The sequence below is a fragment of the Streptomyces sp. NPDC000410 genome, from assembly GCF_040300305.1.
Classification (GTDB): Bacteria; Actinomycetota; Actinomycetes; order Streptomycetales; family Streptomycetaceae; genus Streptomyces.
Window position 1 is genome coordinate 1 of record NZ_JBEPDM010000032.1, and the last position, 17447, is coordinate 17447.

The following is a 17447-nucleotide window of genomic DNA, read 5'->3' on the forward strand; positions in this document are numbered from 1 at the left end:
CCAAGGGAACCTGTTCCGGCATCACCGCCCGGGGCAAGGCCGTGGCACGGGCCTGGGAGAGCGAACGCAGCACCACACCGTACGAGGAATGCGTCTTGGGCAACACCGAGAGCCACACCACCTACCGGCTCGCCGCGCACTACGGACCGTACACGGAGAGCGCGCGGCACGACCACGCCGAGCGCTCGGGAGACCCCGATCCCATCGCGTCCGGACAGCGGTCGGGTGTGCTCAGCAACGGCAGCTACTGGACCACCGCCACCTGCCCCAGCAGCCGCGAACCCGCCCTCTTCACGCTCATCCCGTACGACGACAAGGCCAAGAGGACGGACGCCGACCAGGCGTACGAGCTCTCCGTACTGAAGGTCTTCGCCGAACGCTCCGCCGCGGCTCACCACTGCGCCACGCCCACCGCGCCCACGACTGCCACCGCACCATGACAGAGGGAGAACCGTGATCCGACGACGGACCAAGGCGGCGGGGAGGGCGCTCGTCCTGGCGCTCGCAGCCGGAGCGGGGCCCTGCCGCTGACGCCCCCGGTCGCCCGCCTCCAGCCTGGAGGGTTCATCAGGTGTCCATACCGCTGTTCGTACCGCGCAGTGAGTGCCGCTGGACGAGCCGGGCGATGTCACGTGCGGTGATGATGCCCACCAGAAGCCCGGCTTCGATGACGAGAATGCGTATGCCGCTCCTGCTCGGGCGGGCCTTTTCGAGTACGTTCTCCAGAAGCTCGTCCGGTGCGCAGGTGGTGCACTGCGACAGCGCGGTCGCCATGTCACGTACGCGCAGTTCCTTGCGCTGCGCCGCGGGGATCTTCCCGAGCTGAGACAGGTCGACCAGGCCGCTGGGGTGGCCCCCGAAGTCGATCAGGGGGAGGGCGGAATGGCGGGCCCGCATCGCCACGTCGTCGACGCAGCGCTCCACGGTAAGCCAGTCGGGACAGGTCTCCGCGGGGCTCGACATGGCGTCAGCCGCTCGTACCCCGCGCAGGGCTGAAGCCATCCCGGCCTGCCGTCGCTCCGCGTTGGCGACGATCAGGACGAAGAACCCGATGCCCATCAGCCACAGACCGCCCAGCGCGCCGCGCAGGACGTAGACCCAGCCGCCGGCGATCAGCAGAAAGCCCAGCACCTGCCCACTGCGTGCGGCCGCTCGTTCGGCCCGGTCCCGGTCTCCCGTACGCCACCAGATCACCGACTGCACCACACGCCCTCCATCCAGCGGCGCCGCGGGCAGCAGATTGAACACACCCAGCAAGAAGTTCACCCACGCCAGCCACACCAGAACGGCCGCAGGCATCGCCCAGCCGAACAGCGCGTTCAGCCCGACGCCCGCACCGAGCGCCGCCGCGCCGACGACGAGGCTGGTGAGCGGCCCGCCGACGGCTACCAGGAAGGCCGCGCCGGCCGTGCGCGGCTTGCCCATCTGCGTCATCCCTCCCAGCGCCCAGAGCGTGACGTCTTGGACCGGGATGTCCCTCCTCCGGGCGAGGAAGGCGTGCGCGGCCTCATGAGCCAGAAGGCTTCCGATCAGCAGCAGGGAACCCACCAGCCCGGCGACCGCGTAGGTGGCCGGCGGCAGGTCCGGAATCCACGCGGGGAGCGTCTGGCTTCCCAGGCTGTACCCGAACAGGACCACCAGCAGCGGCACGGTCCAGTGAACGCGCAGCGGCACGCCGAGAACTCGTCCGATCCGAACCGAACCGTTCATCGCCGTCTCCCATGGCCGAAGCAGGCGGCCCTCCGCCCGAGCCGCAGGCCCGCGAGGCGCTCCCGATGGTCGGATCAGTACGGTGTCCGCCTACTCACAGTGTTGCTCGACGGGCGCGTGTCTGGGGCGCGCGGTCGGCGGCAGCAGCGCCCGCCACGACGACGCATCCCACTTTCAGCCAGTGCTGTCCCTGTCGCCTTCCGGCCCCGTCCCGGCTTCATTCGTTCTCTTTCCTCACCGCCGTGGTCGTGCGGCTGGTCAGAGGTAGTGCTGGAGCAGGATGGCCGCGTCGATGGTGCCGAGCAGGTTCGGCCTGTCGCCGTCGTGGTCGACCACCAGGACGACGGTGCTGCCTGTGCGGTCCATCAGCGAGGCCATTTGGACCGGCGAGGCATCGGGACTGACGACAGCCGGCGTGGGCAGGCGTGTGGGCAGCACGTCGCCGAGCCGGAGCGAGGCTGCCCGCGCCCGTACGTCGTCGTCGAGCGACTCGCCCACGACCGCGGCAAGGAGGGGGTCATCCCGCACGGCGTCGGGCAGGGCCGCGGCCAGTACCCGTGCTGCGGAAACCGTGGCCACGGGGTGTCCGTCCTCGCTCACGACGGCGAGCACCGGGGCGCGTTCGCGGATCAGAAGCTCGGCCGCTTCTCGCAGGCTGGTGTCCAGGTGGACCGGGGTGCATGGCCAGGTCAGGTCACGTGCGCGCATGGGGAAGTGCCTTGCTCTTCGCGGTGTCGTCGGGGCGTGCCTGAGGTGCGGCGCCGGCCTCGACGAGGTCGTCGACGTGGAAGAGGCGGGCGATGGGGACGTCGGTGCTGCTGTGGGCGATGATCGAGAAGGCGATGCAGACGGCGATCAGCGTGTACGCCTCCTGCCCCTGCGGGATGCCGGCCTGGAGGACGAGCAGGCCGTAGACGACGGACGCGAAGCCCTTCGGCCCGAACCAGGCCGCGACGAGCTTCTCCCTGCGGTCGATCCGCGTCCCCCACAGCGACAGCAGGAGCGAGCCCGGTCGGATCAGCACGATCGCGAGGACAACGGCCACGTATCCGCCCGAGGAGAGGTCGCCGAACAGTTGCGGGGTGAGCAGCGCGCCGAACACCAGCAGGGCGGCGAACTTGGCGAGTTCGGCCAGCGACTCCCCCAGCGGCTCGAACGCGTTCTTCGACTCCGGAGAGATCGCCGCGAGAACCGCGCCCGCGGAGAAGGCGGCGAGGTAGGGGTTGGCGTGGGTGAGGTGGCATGCGGCGTAGAGGATGATGCCGGTGGCCAGGGGCAGGAGCGGCTGGAGCTTGGGCTCGGCGCCCAGGAGCCGGAAGCGTACGAGTCCGTTGACGATCAGCGGCAGCAGCACGCCGAAGGCCAGACCGAGGCCGAGCTCCAGGGCGATCGTCCCGAAGGATGCCTCGGCACCCGCAGCGGTGGGCCCGGCGGCGGCGATGAGGATCAGTACGACGGGCAGCGCGAGGCCGTCGTTGATCCCGCTCTCGACGTTCAGCAGCTCGCGCAGGCGGGCCGGGACTTCCTTGCGGCCCACGATGGCGGAGGCGAACACCGGGTCGGTCGGTGCGAGGACGGCGCCGACGAGGAACGAGGTCGTCCAGTCCAGGCCGACCAGGTAGTGGGTGATCAGTGCCATGCCGACGCAGGCGAGCGGCATGCCCAGGCCGAGGGCGCGTGCGGGGTTGCGCCAGTTGGCCCGCAGCTTGGCGAAGGACACGTGCATGCCGTCGGTGAACAGCACGGCGAACAGGGCGAGGTCGGCGGTGACCGCCACGATCTCGCTCTCGGGTGTGATGTGGATCAATCCGAGGAAGCCGTCGCTGACCAGCGCACCGCCTGCGAGGAAGAGCAGCGAGGTCGACAGAACGGTGCGGGCGGCGAGCCCGGACAGCAGGACCGCGACAAGCAGCGCGGCTCCGAAGACGGCAACGAGCACCATGGCGGAAATCCCCCGATCGGCAGAAAAGACACGTGTCCCTTGTTCGCCGACCAGGCTTCCCGGCACTCCGTCACGGACCTTACACGTTCCATACGTGACATTGACAGGTCCTTGATGCGCACCAGGGATGCGAGCAGATTGCCGGAACCCGGCAGCCCTGAAGTGGTCGCCGCTCCTGTCCAAGCGGCGGATGGGCGCTCCGGCGCGTATCGTCCGCACCAGGTGAGCCGGGAAGGCTGGTCGGCAACCGCCGACGCCTGCCCTGGAGCCCTGATGCCACCGATGTCACCGGCCGAACGGCTCCGCCAGCGCTCGCGAGCGCTGCTCCGCCGGCTTCAACCCCGCCGGGAGTTCCTCGTCATCCGTCTCAAGGGCGACCTCAGTGCCGACACGGCCAAGGACACCAGCCGTGTCCTGCGCGCGGCTCTGCGCGAGGCACCGAAGATTCTCGAGGTGGATGTCTCCCGCGTGACGCACCTCAGTCCGGACGGAGCCCTGCCCCTGTTCCTCGCCGCCCGGGGAGCCCGCGGCCAGGTGACCTGCTGCCGATCAGCGCCCGGCCCTGGCCGGTACGCGGGGAGGCGGCCGATCTGGAGGACTCCCGGTTCATGGTGGTCTTCGGGGTGACCGTCGCCGGGCTGGCGGCGTTGGTGGGCATCGCCTCGGCCTCCGTGAGCGGCGCACGCCGGCTGCGGCTGATCAGGCGCCACCTGCGCGGCCGCGGCGAGGCGGCCCCGCACGCCGCGGCCGGGTGTTGGTGCCCTGGTGGAGCTGGGCCGCGATGACGCTCGGCCTGGCAGGTCTGGGCCTTGTGACGCTCGCGTACGGGTTCGGACAGCCCGTGGTCGCGAAGGTCACCGGCACGACCGAGTACGACATGTGCGCGGTCGCCTGGGCCGACCCCTGGGACGGCACCCCGCTCACGGCGGAGGTCGAGTGCGACGGGGTTGCGGTCGGGGACCTTCTGGAGGTCAGCGCCCTGCCAAGGCGAACCAGTGGCGTGCCCTGTGCTCCCTGCCCCGGCGAGTCCAGGGGATGCTCACGGCTGCGGGCCTGGCCGGGGTCGTGCTGCTCGCCGGCGCCGGGGCCAACCTACGTCTCGCGGCAGCGGCTCCGCTCCCACGAACCGTCCGCCCGTCCGCATCGGACGACACTGACCGCCGACGCATGCGCGGTGGCCGGTCTGGGCGCCTGCACCTTCACGTTGATGGTGGTCCTGCACGACAGAGACGGAACCCTCGGCGCCTTGCTCGCGCTCTGGATTCCGGCGACCGTGGCAGTCGGCGCCTTTCCCGAACCGCCGCCATCTGCGACACCGCACACGACGGTGAGCTGCCGCTCAGCACCCGTCCACAACGACCACGAGCGAGAGGAGCAGACGAACGCCATGCCATCGCGGGAACGCAAGACGCGACTTCCTGGAAAGCCCCAGTTGGCTGGGGGCTGTGCCTCCTGTGGCACGGCTGGATGGCCCTGAGCAGCAGCCCCCGACCAGGGTGCGTATCGGCGGCGGTGTCCTCGCGATCGCCTGGCTCGTCACGCTGGTACGAACCCTGGCCTCCCGCCATCGCCGCGCTTCGGCGTCTTCCTCGGCACCGGGCTCGGTGGCGTGGGGCTCGCGCTCGGCGGACACCCGGGCACCGCGGCGGCGCTCGGCGGACTGACCTTCGTGCACCGGTCCTCGCCCGCGTCGTGGCCAAGCCCTCGATTCCGATCCCGGCAGGCAGCGGCGGAGGCCGCGTACCCGGCTGTCGAGCGCGGGCCGCTGGCGGAGGTGGAGCGCCTGATCGCGGCCGGGGACCACGCGCGAGCGGCGGAGCTGTTCGTCGACGGGGTGGCGCTCGGGCCACCCCGTCGCGGGCGGACGCCTGACAGCGACGACGGTGGGGACGGTGCGGTTCACCCGCCCGGAGCGGGTCGACTTCCGGCTGGTGCGCGGGCCTGTCCCGGCCGTCACCGAGTCGTTCACCCTCACCGAGCACGGGCCGGTACGCGGCTGGTGTACGAGGGTGAGCTCGCCACCGATCTGTGGCGGGCCGGGCAGTGGTGGGGCGGCCTGGTCGCCGCACGATGGGAGGCGACCGTCGCCGCGTCCTTGGCCTCGGTCCGGCAGGAGGCCGAGCGGCGCGCGACCCTGCCGTACGGCGCGGAGCGCCGTCGGCGGTTTCCTGGGGCGGCCTGGTCCTGCCAGCGCTGCGGCGGATAGTGTGTAAAGAACGCGTCAAGTGATGCGGGGTGTGCCGGGAAGTCTGGTCGGCGTCGAAGGGGCACGTGTGCCCACACGTCGATGCCCCGGAAGGTCCCGGATGCCTGCTGCCCGTGAGCGTTCCGTCTTCCTCGGCCTGCTGCCGTGGCCGGAGCGTGCGCAGGTGGCCCGGGCTTTGCGTACGGAGACCGTCGGCGGGCTGGTGCTGCTGGCGGCGGCCGTGGTGGCGCTGGTGTGGGCGAACGCCCCGTTCAGCGGCACCTACGAGCACCTGCGCGACTTCCACTTCGGGATACCCGCGCTCGGCCTGGACCTGTCGGTGGGGCACTGGAGTGCGGACGGGCTGCTGACCGTCTTCTTCCTGGTCGCCGGGATCGAGCTGAAACGTGAACTCGTGGTCGGCGAGCTGCGCACGCCGGCCACCGCGGCGCTGCCGGTGGTCGCCGCCGTGTGCGGCATGGCGGTCCCGGCCGCCCTCTATCTCACGATCACCGCCATCGGCTCAGGCAGCGGGGCGGGGTGGGCGGTGCCGATGGCCACCGACATCGCGTTCGCACTCGCCGTCCTCGCGGTGCTCTCCACCCACCTGCCCTCCGCCCTGCGGGCGTTCCTGCTCACTCTGGCCGTGGTCGACGACCTCGGCGCGATCCTGGTGATCGCGATCTTCTTCGCCGCCGGCCTGAACCCCGCAGCCCTGCTCGGGGCGCTGGTCGGGCTGGTCGTCTTCTACCTGCTCCAGCGGTACCGGGTGCGCGGCTGGTGGTGGTACGTGCCGCTCGGCGTGGCGATCTGGGCGCTGACGTACAACGGCGGGGTGCACGCCACGGTGGCGGGCGTGGCGATGGGCCTGATCCTGCGCACCACCCGCGACCAGGGCGAGCTGGCGTCGCCAGGGGAGCGGACCGAGCATCTGCTGCGGCCGGTCTCGGCCGGTGTGGCGGTTCCGCTGTTCGCGCTGTTCGCCGCTGGGGTGAGCGTGTCGGCCTCGGCGCTGGGCGAGGTGTTCACCCGCCCGGAGCCCCTCGGCGTGGTGATCGGCCTGGTCGTGGGCAAGACGGTGGGGATCTTCGCGGGCACCTACCTGGCGGCCCGGTTCACCCGGGCACGGCTGAACCCGGATCTGGCCTGGGCGGACGTGCTCGCCCTCGCGTTGCTGGCCGGGATCGGCTTCACCGTCGCCCTGCTGATCGGAGAGCTCGCCTTCCCCGACCCGGCCGACGCCGAGCACATCAAGGCGGCCGTCCTGATCGGCTCGCTGATCGCCGCCGTGGTGGCCGCTGTGCTGGTGAAACGGCGCAACGAGATCTACCGGCGCCTGTGGGAGGAGGAGTCGCTCGATGAGGACGCCGACGGCGTCCCCGACATCTACCGGCACACCGTCCCGGGTTCCGGCTCCGGCCGGGGTGCGGGTGGCGAAGCCTGATGGAGGCGGTCATGCGTGCACGCGATCTCGCCGAGCTCTACCCCTTTGTGACCACGGACGACGACGCTGTCGATGCGGCGCGGATGCTGGCCGAGCAGTCGCTGCCGGCTCTGCTGGTCCTCGACGCCGACGGTCAGCCGTACGCCATTGTCCCCGGCTCCCAGCTCATCCGGCAGCTCATCCCCGCCTACATCGCCGAGGACCCGGCGCTTGCAGGCGTCGTCGGCGAGCAGCACGACGGAGAGCTCGCCGAACGCCTCGCCGGGCTCACGGTCGCCGAGTGGGCACCACGCCACCTGTATCCGCCGCCCGTGGTCGGCCCCGGCGCACGGCCCATGGAGGTCGCGGACCTGATGGCCCGCACCCGCAGTGGTCGCCGTCATCGAACGCGACGGCACCCAGGTGACACTGCTCGGCACCGTCACCGCCGCCCGCCTCATGCGGCACTTCATCGAGGCGGCGGCGTGAACGACGCCTCGATCCTGCCCGTCGCCATCGTGACCGCGGCGCTCGTGATCAGAACCGCCATCAGCGAGATCCACAGGCCAGGCAGCGCACGACGGCAGTGGGCGTTCATGAGGGACCGCCGCGCGCTGGCCGCTGGAGCCGTCACGGCCGCGACCACCGTCCTCGTCGGATGGCCACAGGCCGGACCCGCCGCCGTGGCCTGGGCACTCCTCATCGGAACGCTTACCGCCCACCTCGTCCACCAGGCCGCACCCCGTTCCCGATCTACCAGGAAGCCGCCCACACAATGAGGAACCCCATGCCCGAACGACGCACCGGCACCACCATCGCGGCCGTCGGCGCCGCGCTCACAGCGACCGGAGCAACCATGTACGTCCTGCCCGGCCCTGGCTTCCCCCTCCTGACCATCGGCCTCGCCGCACTGGTCACCGGACTGGTCATATCCGCCGCCCGCCACAACTGACGCCCACCGACCCGACTCGACGAAAGCCACTCGCGCATCCCATGATCTGGCACTGGATCGGCCTCGCGGCCTTCTCCCTCACCCTGCTCCCGGCCGGGCTGGCCCTGCTCACCGGCCGGATACCAAACCGCCTGCAGGCCCGCCTGGCACCTGCCCGCCCGCGAGGCTGGGCCCTGCTCGCCCTGTGGGCCGCAGCCCCGCTCAACACCGTCCCGCGTCTTGCCGACACCCCGTCGGCGATCACCTTGGCGGCAACCGCGACCGCTGGCGCAGTGGCGGTCGCCGGATGCGCGCTGGCAGCCGCCGCGACACTTCGGGCCGCGAAGGCCGCGCCGTGACGGACCCGCGTCGTCTGCGGCGCTTCGCCCTGCCGGTCACCGCCTGGTGGATGCTGCTGGCCCTGGCCTTGTGGCTCCTGGGCAAGGCGTTGGACCAGCCCGCCTCCCTCGCGGCGTGCGCAGCCTCCGCCGCGCTGCTGGTGGCCGTCGGGGAGGCCGGCGACTGGCTGCGCCGCCGCATCACTCGCCGGTCCGCCCGCTGGCGTCGAGGACCGTCTCGGCCACACTGACCGCGGTCAACCAGAAAGCGGAGCGCCGCGCAGCCCTGGGCTGAGCCACAGGTCGGCCAGCCCAACGCCTACGGGGCGGAGCGCGTCGGGCTGTTGGCGGTTCCGGTGGCTGCTCCGATCGCCGCTGCGACGGTCCTCCGTAGTTCCTGTGCGTCGGCCCCGGCGCGGGAGCGCAGGTTCACCCCGTGTGCGAGCAGGGCCAGCATGTCAGCGGCGCAGTCGGGATCCGCGCCCCCGCCGAGCTGTCGCTGCCGCTGGGCCGAGAGGAGCGCCGCGTAGAGCGCGTCGCGCAGGCGCCGGTGCTGCCGGTCGAGGATGGCCCGCACCTCGGGGTCGTCGTTCTCGGCGCCCGCGTGGGCGTTGGAGACCATGCAGCCCCACTGGGCGTACTCGCCCGTGCTGCGGGTGTCGATCAGCGTGTCGAAGAACTCCGCGACAGCGGGCAGCCCGCGGTTGTCTTCGGTGAGCCGGGCGAGGGTCGGGCGGGAGCGGAGCTCGACGTAGCGCTCCAGGGCGGCGAGGTACAGCTCCTGCTTGCCGCCGAAGGTCGCGTACAGGCTGGAGCGGTTGAGACCGGTCGCGTTCACGATGTCCTGGACGCCGGTCGTGGCCACGCCCTGCCGCCAGAACAGCCGAACCATCGTATCCAGGGCAGTGTCCGGATCGAAGTGCTTGATGTCCGGCATGCTCCACCCCGCCAACTTGAACCGAGAGTTCCAAGATACTGCCTCGGATGTTGACCTGGAGTGCACTCGAACCTCTATCTTGAAACGAACGTTCCAAGATCAAGGAAGAGGGAACCCATGAGCGTCAACACCGAGCTGCGCGCCTTCTACGCGAGCCGCCAGGAGCAGATCCCCGCGGAGATCCGGGCCGTCATGCGGCGGGCCGCCGAGGAGCTGGCCGAGTCCGGCCAGGCCGACCGCGCCCTGACCGTGGGCGACCAGGCCCCGCCCTTCACCCTGCCTTCCGCGACGGGACGAACCGTCGGCCTCGGTGAACTGCTGGCCGAGGGCCCGGTGGTGCTGACCTTCTACCGCGGCGCCTGGTGCCCGTACTGCAACATCGCGCTCCGCTCCCTGCAGCAGCACCACGACGAGATCGCCGCCCGCGGCGCCCGCCTGGTGGCCGTCTCCCCGCAGATCCCCGACGAGTCCCTCACGTTCGCCGAGAAGAACGAACTGGCCTACGACGTGCTGAGCGACCTCGGCTGCGACACCGCCAAGCAGTACGGCCTCGCCTTCGACCTGCCCGAGGACCTGGCGGCCGTCTACGAGGGCTTCGGCATCGACCTCCACCGGTCTCAGGCCGGCCACGCGCGTACCCTGCCCATCCCCGCGACCCATGTCATCGATCGCGAGGGGACGGTCCGCTGGGCCTTCGTCGACAGCGACTACACGACCCGCGCCGAACCGGCCGACATTCTCGCCGCGCTCGACGCTCTCGCCTGAGCGCGTTCCTGCAGCCGCGAACAGATGCGACGGCCGTCGCACGGTTACCGAGCGTCGCCGGCGTCACTCGCGTGGCGCGGGCGCCGCGTCGGGCGTGCGCTCCGCGAGGCGCCCCACACCAGCGTAGCGGCCAGCATCACCAGGGTGAGCGGGTAGAAGACCGGGCGCAGGGGGATCAGGACCGGCAGAAGCGCGGCGGCGGTGCTCGCGCCCAGGACGAGCAGGAACGTCGGTACGCAGCAGGCGAATCCGAGGAGGAACGCCGGGAGCACGACGAGCAGCCGGGTGTAGCGGGTGCGCCGGCAGGAGGCGGCTTGCCGGGCGGCGGCGCGGGTGGCGACGGCGATGTTGCAGCCGACGAGGGCCGCCACGACGATGCCGAGCAGCAGGTTGACCGGGCTGACGAAGACCGCGATGTGGCTGGTGGGGTGCCAGGCGAGGACCGGCTCGAACAGGTACGGCGCCCGCGCCTCGAAGAGCTGCTCCGGCTCGATCCGAACGACTGGGGCGCCCGTGAACTGGCCAGAGGGGGACACCGCGAGATCCCCGATGGACGACAGGTACACCAGCAGGGTCAGGGTCGCGGCGACCTGTGCGGCCCTGCGGTGGCGGCGTACGGCGAGGGCGGCCCGTACCTGCCCGGGCGTGGTCTTGATCACGGCGAGGGTGGCGTCCCAGGCGTCGCCCGCCCTGACGAGTTCGGTCAGCGGCCTGCTCATGCCCGCACCTGGCTGTTGGGATAGAAGGCGTACCAGGCGAACCACATGGAGTCGAGGAAGTCAGCCGGCTCCCACCGCTCGCCGACCTGCTGAACGACTCTGGCGGTGCCGAGCCGGTCGTCCCAGCGTGCCTCCATCTGGGTGCCGGAGACTTCGGCCCGGACGATCTTGGCTGTGCGTACGAGGTCCTTGCGGATGGCCAGCCGCTCCTCGCCGACCCGGACCCCGATGACGACGTCCTTGTCGGCGAAGCGGTCGCTCGTGGCGAGCACGGGGAAGATCGGCCGGCCCGTGGCGTAGTAGCCGCTGCGGTCCGGATAGCCGTCGTAGGAGCCGTACGGGTCGCTTCCGTACGAGCGCAGTGCCCCGGTGCTGGTGGACAGCACCGTGGTGTCGGGGTGGGCGGTCCGCCACTGCTTCCACGTGGTCCACACCAGGGGGACGGTGTCCAGCTTCGTGCCCTTGAGCGGGCCGCTGACCGCCTGGCCGAGCAGCTGCGGCCACTGCGAGCCGGTCTGCCGGTCGTACATCAGCAGGTTGGAGTTGACGAGCTGGCCGGTGGTGCCGAACGTGAGTTCCTGGACGCCGGGCGGGGCGGAGAAGGCGATGACCGTGCCGGTCAGCGGGCAGTAGGTGACGGCGAGCGGCTCGCCGCCGACGGTGTCGTTGACGATCTCGTGCCACACCAGTACCAGCTGGGGGTAGGCCCTCACCTCACCTCGGTACTCCAGCCCGAAGACCGGATCGTCCTCGCTGAGGAACCCCGCCTCGCCGGCCCTCACGAACCGGGGCTTGTCGATGGAGGGGATCCCGTCCTTGCCCGGCCCGCCCGACACCGCCGAGTCGGCGAGCGCCTCCAGCAACGGGTCCTGGCCCGGTTGCACGGCCGTCACCGGCTCGGACGGCCGATCGGCGAGCGTCTGCCAGCCGATCACACCCCCGCCGACGAGCAGAGCGACGACGCACCCGATCACTCCCGCGCCCTTGACGGCCTGCCGCCTGGATGGGCGGTGGGACTGCTGACCGTTCACCTGGCACCTCCCGAAGGCGCTCGGGACCCCGGCTCGCGCTACGGCGATCACTTCTTCACACCTCCGATCGTCCCGCGTACGGGAGGGCGGTTCGGTGAGCGCGCTTACAGTTCTCGGCGCCTGCGGCGGCCTACGGTCGGATCATGGTGCTCAGGATCGTTCTCGGGACGGTGTACACGGCAATGGCCGTCGGCCAGCTCGCCTCCTTCGGGCACATGCCGCGGATTCTGTCCGCGTACGGGCTCGTCACGGGCGCCGCCGGGACAGGGCTGGCCGTGGCGCTGATCGCGGGCGAGTTGGTGGCGGGCGTCTGGTTCCTGGCCCGCCCCCGCTCGAAGGCTCTGGCCCCGGTGTGGGCGTACACGGGCGTGTCGGTGGTGTGGACGGTGCTGGCCGTTCAGGCGTACGCGCGCGGCCTGGAGGTGGGCAACTGCGGCTGCTTCGGGATCTATCTCACGCAGCGGCTGAGCTGGTTCGTGCTGGTCCAGGACGCCCTGATCCTGCTGTACGCCGCCGTGCTGATCCGTGCCGCCCGGCGATCGCCCGCCTCGTCGCGCGCCCGGGAGGAGGGGAGTCGTGATGTCCGCATCCCGTGAGCGTTCCGGTCTCGGTGCTATCGCGGCGGCCGTGGGTGCCGGGCTGGTGATGGTGGTGTGCTGCGCGGGCCCGCTGCTCCTGGCCGGCGGCGCGCTCGGCGCGATCGGCGGGGCCCTGGCCAGTGCGTGGCTGATCACCGCGGGTGCGGTCGTGATCCTCGCGGGCACCGGCTACGCCCTGCGCTGCCGAGCCCGTCGCCATCGGGGCGCAACGCCCAAGGGCTGCTGCCCGACGGTCCCGGCCCAGCCCCGACCACAACATGAAGCCGATCCGGGCGGCGACGTCCGCTGAACAAAAGCCCCATAGGGGAGAGGAGTTCTTCGATGGCCCAGGCGCCAGCACCCCGGAGCAAGGCGGACCGGGACGAGGTGTTCGTGGAGTTCACCAAGTCCATCTGCCCGCTGTGCAAGACACCCGTCGACGCGCAGGTCAACATCCGCGAGGACAGGGTGTACCTGCGTAAACGCTGCCGTGAGCACGGCGAGTTCGAGGCGCTGGTGTACGGGGATGCCGAGGAGTACCTGTCCTCGGCCCGCTTCAACAAGCCCGGCACCATCCCCCTCACCTTCCAGACCGAGGTGAAGGACGGTTGCCCGTCGGACTGCGGGCTGTGTCCGGAGCACAAGCAGCACGCCTGCCTGGGGATCATCGAGGTCAACACCGGCTGCAACCTGGACTGCCCGATCTGCTTCGCCGTCTCCGGACACCAACCCGACGGCTACTCGATCACCCACGAGCAGTGCGAGCGGATGCTCGACGCGTTCGTGGCCTCCGAGGGGGAGGCGGAGGTGGTGATGTTCTCCGGCGGCGAGCCCACCATCCACAAGCACATCCTGGACTTCATCGATCTCGCCCAGGCCCGCCCGATCAGGAACGTCAACCTCAACACCAACGGCATCCGCCTGGCCAATGACAAGACCTTCGTCGCCGAGCTCGGCCGACGTAACCAGGTGCCGGGCCGCTCGGTGAACGTCTACCTCCAGTTCGACGGCTTCGACGCGCGCACCCATCTGGAGATCCGTGGCCGGGACCTTCGTGCTTTCAAGCAGCGGGCTCTCGACAACTGCGCGGAGGCCGGCCTGACCGTCACCCTGGTCGCGGCCGTCGAGCGCGGGCTCAACGAGCACGAACTCGGGGCGATCATCGAGTACGGCATCGACCACCCCGCCGTGCGGTCCGTGGCCTTCCAGCCGGTCACCCACTCCGGCCGGCACGTGGAGTTCGACCCGCTGCAACGGCTCACGAACCCCGACGTGATCCGGTTGATCAACGAGCAGCGGCCCGCCTGGTTCCGACACGGCGACTTCTTCCCCGTGCCGTGCTGCTTCCCGACCTGCCGCTCCATCACCTACCTGCTGGTGGACGGGGAACCGGGAAGCCGCACCGTCGTGCCGATCCCGCGGCTGCTGAACGTGGAGGACTACCTCGACTACGTCACCAACCGCGTCATGCCCGACGCCCGCATCCGCGAGGCCCTGGAGAAGCTGTGGTCGGCCTCCGCGTTCATGGGGACCGAGACGACCGAGGACAAGCTGCGGGCCACCGCCGAGGCGCTGGACTGTGCCGACAGCTGCGGAATCGACCTGCCGGAGGCCGTGAAGCAGCTGAACGACAAGGCGTTCATGATCGTCGTGCAGGACTTCCAGGACCCCTACACCCTCAACGTCAAGCAGCTGATGAAGTGCTGCGTCGAGGAGATCACCCCCGACGGGCGTCTCATCCCGTTCTGCGCCTACAACTCCGTCGGCTATCGCGAACAGGTCCGCGAGCAGATGTCCGGCGTCCCCGTCGCTCCGGTCGCCCCGAACGCACTGCCCCTCGCGGGTCGGCTGACCACGACCCCGTACGGCTCGAAGACCAGCCGCACCGAGACCTGAAGGAGCGCGCCGACCGTGAACCACGAGGAGATCAAGTCCTGCTGCGCGGACGCGTACTCGAAGGACATCGTCGCTCTGCTGCTCGGGGACTCCTACCACCCCGGCGGCACCGCCCTGACCCGCCGCCTCGCCGACCGGCTCGCACTCACCTCCGGCATGCGGGTCCTCGACGTCGCCTCAGGCCGCGGTACCACCGCTCTGCTGCTGGCCGACGTCTACGGGGTGCGGGTGGACGGCGTCGACTACGCCCCGGCCAACACCGCCCTCGCCCAGGGGGCCGCCGAAGCCGCCGGACTCGCCGACCAGGCCACCTTCACCACCGGCGACGCCGAGCACCTGCCCTACGACGACGAGGTCTTCGACGCGGTGATGTCCGAGTGTGCGCTGTGCACCTTCCCCGACAAACCCAGGGCCGCCGCAGAGTTCGCCCGCGTCCTGAAGCCCGGCGGACGCCTCGGCATCACCGACGTCACCGCAGACACCGACCGGCTCCCGGACGAGCTGCGCGGGCTGACCGCCCGCATCGCCTGCATCGCAGACGCCCGCCCGCTCGACGACTACGCCGAGCTCCTCGCCGCTGCCGGGCTCCGCACCCGCGTCACGGAGCGGCACGACGAGGCGATGATCCGCATGATCGACCAGATCCAGGCACGGCTGGACCTGCTGCGCATCACCGCCCCTGCCCGCCTCGCCGACGCCGGCGTGGACCTGGAGGCCGTCCCGGCCGTATTGGACGCGGCCCGCGCCGCCGTCACCGACGGTGTACTCGGCTACGCCCTGCTGACCGCGGTGAAGCCCCCGGGACAGCCCAGCAGGCTACCGCCGGGTACGTAAGCGCCCTCACATATCTGCCTGTGCCCGGCGTCCTAGCGTCGGCTACAAGAGCGGAAGGACCATCGCAGGAGGAGGACGATCACCATGGCCACTACCGTGCAGGCATCCCCGAAGAGTGCTGCGATCCCGGTGTACGCGGTGTGGGGTGCCGCGGCCGGGCTGGTCGGCGGTGTCGGGATGGGCATCTGGATGTCAGTGTCCAGGCCGGTGATGGACACCGCCATGATCACCATGGTCGCCGGGCTCCTCGGCTCCACCAACGCCTTCGCCGGCTGGCTGATCCACCTCGGGATCGCCACCTTCGCCGGCGTCGCCTTCGGCGTGGTGCTGGGGCGGTTCGCCCAGCGCCTCGCGCCCGCCGTCGCTCTCGGACTGGTCTACGGCGCTGTGTGGTGGACCGTCGGCGCGCTGTGGATCATGCCCGCCAACATGGGCATGCCCGTCTTCGTATGGAACGACGTCACTGCCTCCAGCCTCGGCGCCCACCTCGTCTTCGGCCTCCTCGCCGGCGCCACGTTCGCGTCCATCGCCCAGGCCATGGGCAACCGCACAGGCCCGGCCCGATGAACCACGGGGCTCCCGCGTCAGCCGCCCCACCACCGGGCACAGCACCGCGTCGCACAGCCGTCGACGGCGGTGCGGTGTCCTACTGTCTGGCCAGCAGCGCCGAGGCGCTGGCACGCCCGACGTGGGGCGCCGCACCCCCACCATGGGCCCCAGGACGACGCGAGGAGACGCACCACATGAACCACGCCGCAGCGGACGACGACGCCGAGCGGACCTGGTGCCTGGCCGAGGTCGACATCTTCTGCGACCTCTCCGAGCCGGAGATGGAAGCCATCGCCGCCGCGGCACCGATGAAGACCTACCACGCGGGCGAGATCCTCTACTCGCCCACCCAGCCCTCCGAGGTGCTGTTCATCCTCAAGCAGGGCCGGGTCCGCGTCTTCCGGGTCTCCGCCGACGGGAGGGCGCTCACGACCGCGATCATCTCCCCGGGCACCATCTTCGGCGAGATGGTCCTGCTCGGACAGCACATGTACGACAACTACGCCGAAGCCCTCGACGACACCGTCGTGTGCGTGATGAGCCGCGCGGACGTCCACAAGTACCTCCTGTCCGACGCCCGCATCGCCACGCGGATCACCGCGATCCTCGGACGGCGCCTGGCCGACCTCGAGCAGCGCCTGTCCGACAGCGTCTTCAAGACCGTCGCCCAGCGCGTCGCCACCACCCTGACCACCCTCACCAGCGCCCAGCCCCCGGCCGGCCCGCTGCGCCCGGTCGGACGCCACCCACAGATCGCCCTCACCCACGAACAGCTCGCAGCCCTCGCCGGCACCTCCCGCGAAACCTGCACCAAAGTGCTGCGCGAGCTGGAGGAGCGTGGACTCCTCCGGCTCGCCCGCGGCCGCATCACGGTGCTCGACCGCGAACGGCTCCAGGACGCGGCGGGCTGACCCGCGCCAAGCGTCATCGAACCGTAAGGCCACCACCACGCCCTCGACCCGAGGAACCGATCTAGTCTCGCCTCCGGTCCCCAACACACAGGAGTCACCATGCGCGCCCGCACAGTCCTTCCGGCCACCGTCGCCGCCGCACTGCTCGCCCTCACCGGGTGCGGTACAAGCGGCGCCGACGCCGCCGACGACGCTGGCGCGGTCTCCCCGTCAACGGCGTCGTCCCCCGCACAGCCGCCCGCCGGCTCCAACGGGAGCAGCGGCGCCGGGTCGGACGGGGCCAAGGTGCCCGAAGCGCTCGACTTCACGGCCACCACCGTGGACGGCAAGCCGTTCGACGCGAAGACGCTCGCGGGCAAGCCCACGGTGCTGTGGTTCTGGGCCCCCTGGTGCCCCAAGTGCAAGGCCCAGGCCGCCGAGACCGCCAAGGTCGCCGCCGACTACCAGGGCAAGGCCAACGTCGTCGGCGTCGCCGGCCTCGACACCAACGCCGCCATGAAGGACTTCCTCGCCGACACCGCCACCGGCGCCTTCCCGCACCTGTCCGACGAGAAGGGCGAGGTGTGGAAGCGGTTCAAGGTCACCGAGCAGAGCCGCTACGTCATCCTCGACAAGAACGGCACCACCGTCTACGAAGGCGTGCTGCCGGGCGGCAAGGGCCTGGCCGACAAGGTCGCCGGACTCACCGGCTGAACCGT

General features: G+C 71.0%; 20 protein-coding genes and 1 pseudogene. 15 read left to right on the forward strand and 6 right to left on the reverse strand.

Features of this window, described 5'->3' with window-relative positions:
- Window positions 1-440, forward strand: a pseudogene (locus ABT342_RS26265) (hypothetical protein); the annotation flags it as partial.
- 127 nt (window positions 441-567) lie between these two features.
- Here the strand turns inward: ABT342_RS26265 and ABT342_RS26270 are convergent.
- The 3 genes from ABT342_RS26270 to ABT342_RS26280 form a co-directional block, all read right to left on the reverse strand.
- Window positions 568-1710, reverse strand: a complete 1143-nt coding sequence (locus tag ABT342_RS26270; protein ID WP_351578664.1) for a site-2 protease family protein — start codon at window positions 1708-1710, stop codon at window positions 568-570.
- Between the two features lie 258 nt (window positions 1711-1968).
- Entirely contained in the window at window positions 1969-2418 is a 450-nt protein-coding gene (locus tag ABT342_RS26275) for a CBS domain-containing protein (protein ID WP_351578667.1), read from the reverse strand.
- A complete protein-coding gene (locus tag ABT342_RS26280; RefSeq protein WP_351578671.1) occupies window positions 2405-3652 on the reverse strand; it encodes a cation:proton antiporter in 1248 nt (415 codons plus the stop codon). The genes ABT342_RS26275 and ABT342_RS26280 overlap by 14 nt, the downstream gene beginning before the upstream one ends.
- A 1999-nt stretch (window positions 3653-5651) precedes the next feature.
- Between ABT342_RS26280 and ABT342_RS26285 the strand changes: the two genes are divergently transcribed.
- The 6 genes from ABT342_RS26285 (at window position 5652) to ABT342_RS26310 (ending at window position 8780) form a co-directional block, all read left to right on the forward strand.
- Window positions 5652-5858, forward strand: a complete 207-nt coding sequence (locus ABT342_RS26285) for a hypothetical protein (RefSeq protein ID WP_351578674.1) — start codon at window positions 5652-5654, stop codon at window positions 5856-5858.
- A gap of 100 nt (window positions 5859-5958) precedes the next feature.
- On the forward strand, window positions 5959-7281 hold the full coding sequence (gene nhaA, locus ABT342_RS26290) for a Na+/H+ antiporter NhaA (protein WP_351578677.1): 1323 nt from the start codon (window positions 5959-5961) through the stop codon (window positions 7279-7281).
- A gap of 11 nt (window positions 7282-7292) precedes the next feature.
- A complete protein-coding gene (locus ABT342_RS26295; protein ID WP_351578679.1) occupies window positions 7293-8039 on the forward strand; it encodes a CBS domain-containing protein in 747 nt (248 codons plus the stop codon).
- An 8-nt stretch (window positions 8040-8047) separates the two neighbouring features.
- The gene (locus ABT342_RS26300) at window positions 8048-8212 is read left to right on the forward strand and encodes a hypothetical protein (RefSeq protein ID WP_351578682.1); all 165 of its coding nucleotides are present in this window, start codon (window positions 8048-8050) and stop codon (window positions 8210-8212) included.
- Between the two features lie 41 nt (window positions 8213-8253).
- A complete protein-coding gene (locus ABT342_RS26305) occupies window positions 8254-8550 on the forward strand; it encodes a hypothetical protein (protein ID WP_351578685.1) in 297 nt (98 codons plus the stop codon).
- Entirely contained in the window at window positions 8547-8780 is a 234-nt protein-coding gene (locus ABT342_RS26310) for a hypothetical protein (RefSeq protein WP_351578688.1), read from the forward strand. The genes ABT342_RS26305 and ABT342_RS26310 overlap by 4 nt, the downstream gene beginning before the upstream one ends.
- Window positions 8781-8848: 68 nt before the next feature.
- Here ABT342_RS26310 and ABT342_RS26315 read toward each other — a convergent pair whose 3' ends face one another.
- Window positions 8849-9466 (reverse strand): TetR/AcrR family transcriptional regulator, encoded by a 618-nt coding sequence (locus ABT342_RS26315; protein WP_351578691.1) that lies wholly within the window; start codon window positions 9464-9466, stop codon window positions 8849-8851.
- Between the two features lie 117 nt (window positions 9467-9583).
- Here ABT342_RS26315 and ABT342_RS26320 point away from each other — a divergent pair, with 117 nt between their 5' ends.
- Complete coding sequence (locus ABT342_RS26320) at window positions 9584-10231, forward strand: peroxiredoxin-like family protein (protein ID WP_351578694.1); 648 nt, start codon at window positions 9584-9586, stop codon at window positions 10229-10231.
- 44 nt (window positions 10232-10275) lie between these two features.
- Here the strand turns inward: ABT342_RS26320 and ABT342_RS26325 are convergent, their stop codons facing one another.
- Both ABT342_RS26325 and ABT342_RS26330 read right to left on the reverse strand, forming a co-directional pair.
- Complete coding sequence (locus ABT342_RS26325) at window positions 10276-10950, reverse strand: hypothetical protein (RefSeq protein ID WP_351578697.1); 675 nt, start codon at window positions 10948-10950, stop codon at window positions 10276-10278.
- Complete coding sequence (locus ABT342_RS26330) at window positions 10947-11981, reverse strand: DUF3179 domain-containing protein (RefSeq protein ID WP_351578700.1); 1035 nt, start codon at window positions 11979-11981, stop codon at window positions 10947-10949. The genes ABT342_RS26325 and ABT342_RS26330 overlap by 4 nt, the downstream gene beginning before the upstream one ends.
- A gap of 143 nt (window positions 11982-12124) precedes the next feature.
- On the opposite strand from ABT342_RS26330, the gene ABT342_RS26335 reads away from it, so the two are divergent.
- The 7 genes from ABT342_RS26335 (at window position 12125) to ABT342_RS26365 (ending at window position 17442) form a co-directional block, all read left to right on the forward strand.
- The gene (locus tag ABT342_RS26335) at window positions 12125-12577 is read left to right on the forward strand and encodes a MauE/DoxX family redox-associated membrane protein (RefSeq protein ID WP_351578703.1); all 453 of its coding nucleotides are present in this window, start codon (window positions 12125-12127) and stop codon (window positions 12575-12577) included.
- The gene (gene merT / locus ABT342_RS26340; protein WP_351578706.1) at window positions 12561-12869 is read left to right on the forward strand and encodes a mercuric ion transporter MerT; all 309 of its coding nucleotides are present in this window, start codon (window positions 12561-12563) and stop codon (window positions 12867-12869) included. Before ABT342_RS26335 ends, merT begins: the two co-directional genes overlap by 17 nt.
- Window positions 12870-12901: 32 nt before the next feature.
- Window positions 12902-14455, forward strand: a complete 1554-nt coding sequence (locus ABT342_RS26345; protein ID WP_351578708.1) for a radical SAM protein — start codon at window positions 12902-12904, stop codon at window positions 14453-14455.
- A gap of 15 nt (window positions 14456-14470) precedes the next feature.
- Complete coding sequence (locus ABT342_RS26350) at window positions 14471-15289, forward strand: class I SAM-dependent methyltransferase (protein WP_351578710.1); 819 nt, start codon at window positions 14471-14473, stop codon at window positions 15287-15289.
- 84 nt (window positions 15290-15373) lie between these two features.
- Complete coding sequence (locus ABT342_RS26355; RefSeq protein WP_351578712.1) at window positions 15374-15856, forward strand: hypothetical protein; 483 nt, start codon at window positions 15374-15376, stop codon at window positions 15854-15856.
- A 176-nt stretch (window positions 15857-16032) separates the two neighbouring features.
- Window positions 16033-16749: a Crp/Fnr family transcriptional regulator gene (locus ABT342_RS26360; protein WP_351578714.1), complete on the forward strand. Its 717-nt coding sequence runs from the start codon at window positions 16033-16035 to the stop codon at window positions 16747-16749.
- 99 nt (window positions 16750-16848) lie between these two features.
- Complete coding sequence (locus tag ABT342_RS26365) at window positions 16849-17442, forward strand: redoxin domain-containing protein (protein WP_351578716.1); 594 nt, start codon at window positions 16849-16851, stop codon at window positions 17440-17442.
- Window positions 17443-17447 lie beyond the last annotated feature (5 nt).

Coding starts and splice junctions, on each gene's coding strand:
- ABT342_RS26270 (WP_351578664.1), bottom strand. CDS start 1,710: ATGAACGGTTCGGTTCGGATCGGACGAGTTCTCGGCGTGCCGCTGCGC.
- ABT342_RS26275 (WP_351578667.1), bottom strand. CDS start 2,418: ATGCGCGCACGTGACCTGACCTGGCCATGCACCCCGGTCCACCTGGAC.
- ABT342_RS26280 (WP_351578671.1), bottom strand. CDS start 3,652: ATGGTGCTCGTTGCCGTCTTCGGAGCCGCGCTGCTTGTCGCGGTCCTG.
- nhaA (WP_351578677.1), top strand. CDS start 5,959: ATGCCTGCTGCCCGTGAGCGTTCCGTCTTCCTCGGCCTGCTGCCGTGG.
- ABT342_RS26295 (WP_351578679.1), top strand. CDS start 7,293: ATGCGTGCACGCGATCTCGCCGAGCTCTACCCCTTTGTGACCACGGAC.
- ABT342_RS26300 (WP_351578682.1), top strand. CDS start 8,048: ATGCCCGAACGACGCACCGGCACCACCATCGCGGCCGTCGGCGCCGCG.
- ABT342_RS26305 (WP_351578685.1), top strand. CDS start 8,254: ATGATCTGGCACTGGATCGGCCTCGCGGCCTTCTCCCTCACCCTGCTC.
- ABT342_RS26315 (WP_351578691.1), bottom strand. CDS start 9,466: ATGCCGGACATCAAGCACTTCGATCCGGACACTGCCCTGGATACGATG.
- ABT342_RS26320 (WP_351578694.1), top strand. CDS start 9,584: ATGAGCGTCAACACCGAGCTGCGCGCCTTCTACGCGAGCCGCCAGGAG.
- ABT342_RS26325 (WP_351578697.1), bottom strand. CDS start 10,950: ATGAGCAGGCCGCTGACCGAACTCGTCAGGGCGGGCGACGCCTGGGAC.
- ABT342_RS26335 (WP_351578703.1), top strand. CDS start 12,125: ATGGTGCTCAGGATCGTTCTCGGGACGGTGTACACGGCAATGGCCGTC.
- merT (WP_351578706.1), top strand. CDS start 12,561: ATGTCCGCATCCCGTGAGCGTTCCGGTCTCGGTGCTATCGCGGCGGCC.
- ABT342_RS26345 (WP_351578708.1), top strand. CDS start 12,902: ATGGCCCAGGCGCCAGCACCCCGGAGCAAGGCGGACCGGGACGAGGTG.
- ABT342_RS26355 (WP_351578712.1), top strand. CDS start 15,374: ATGGCCACTACCGTGCAGGCATCCCCGAAGAGTGCTGCGATCCCGGTG.
- ABT342_RS26360 (WP_351578714.1), top strand. CDS start 16,033: ATGAACCACGCCGCAGCGGACGACGACGCCGAGCGGACCTGGTGCCTG.
- ABT342_RS26365 (WP_351578716.1), top strand. CDS start 16,849: ATGCGCGCCCGCACAGTCCTTCCGGCCACCGTCGCCGCCGCACTGCTC.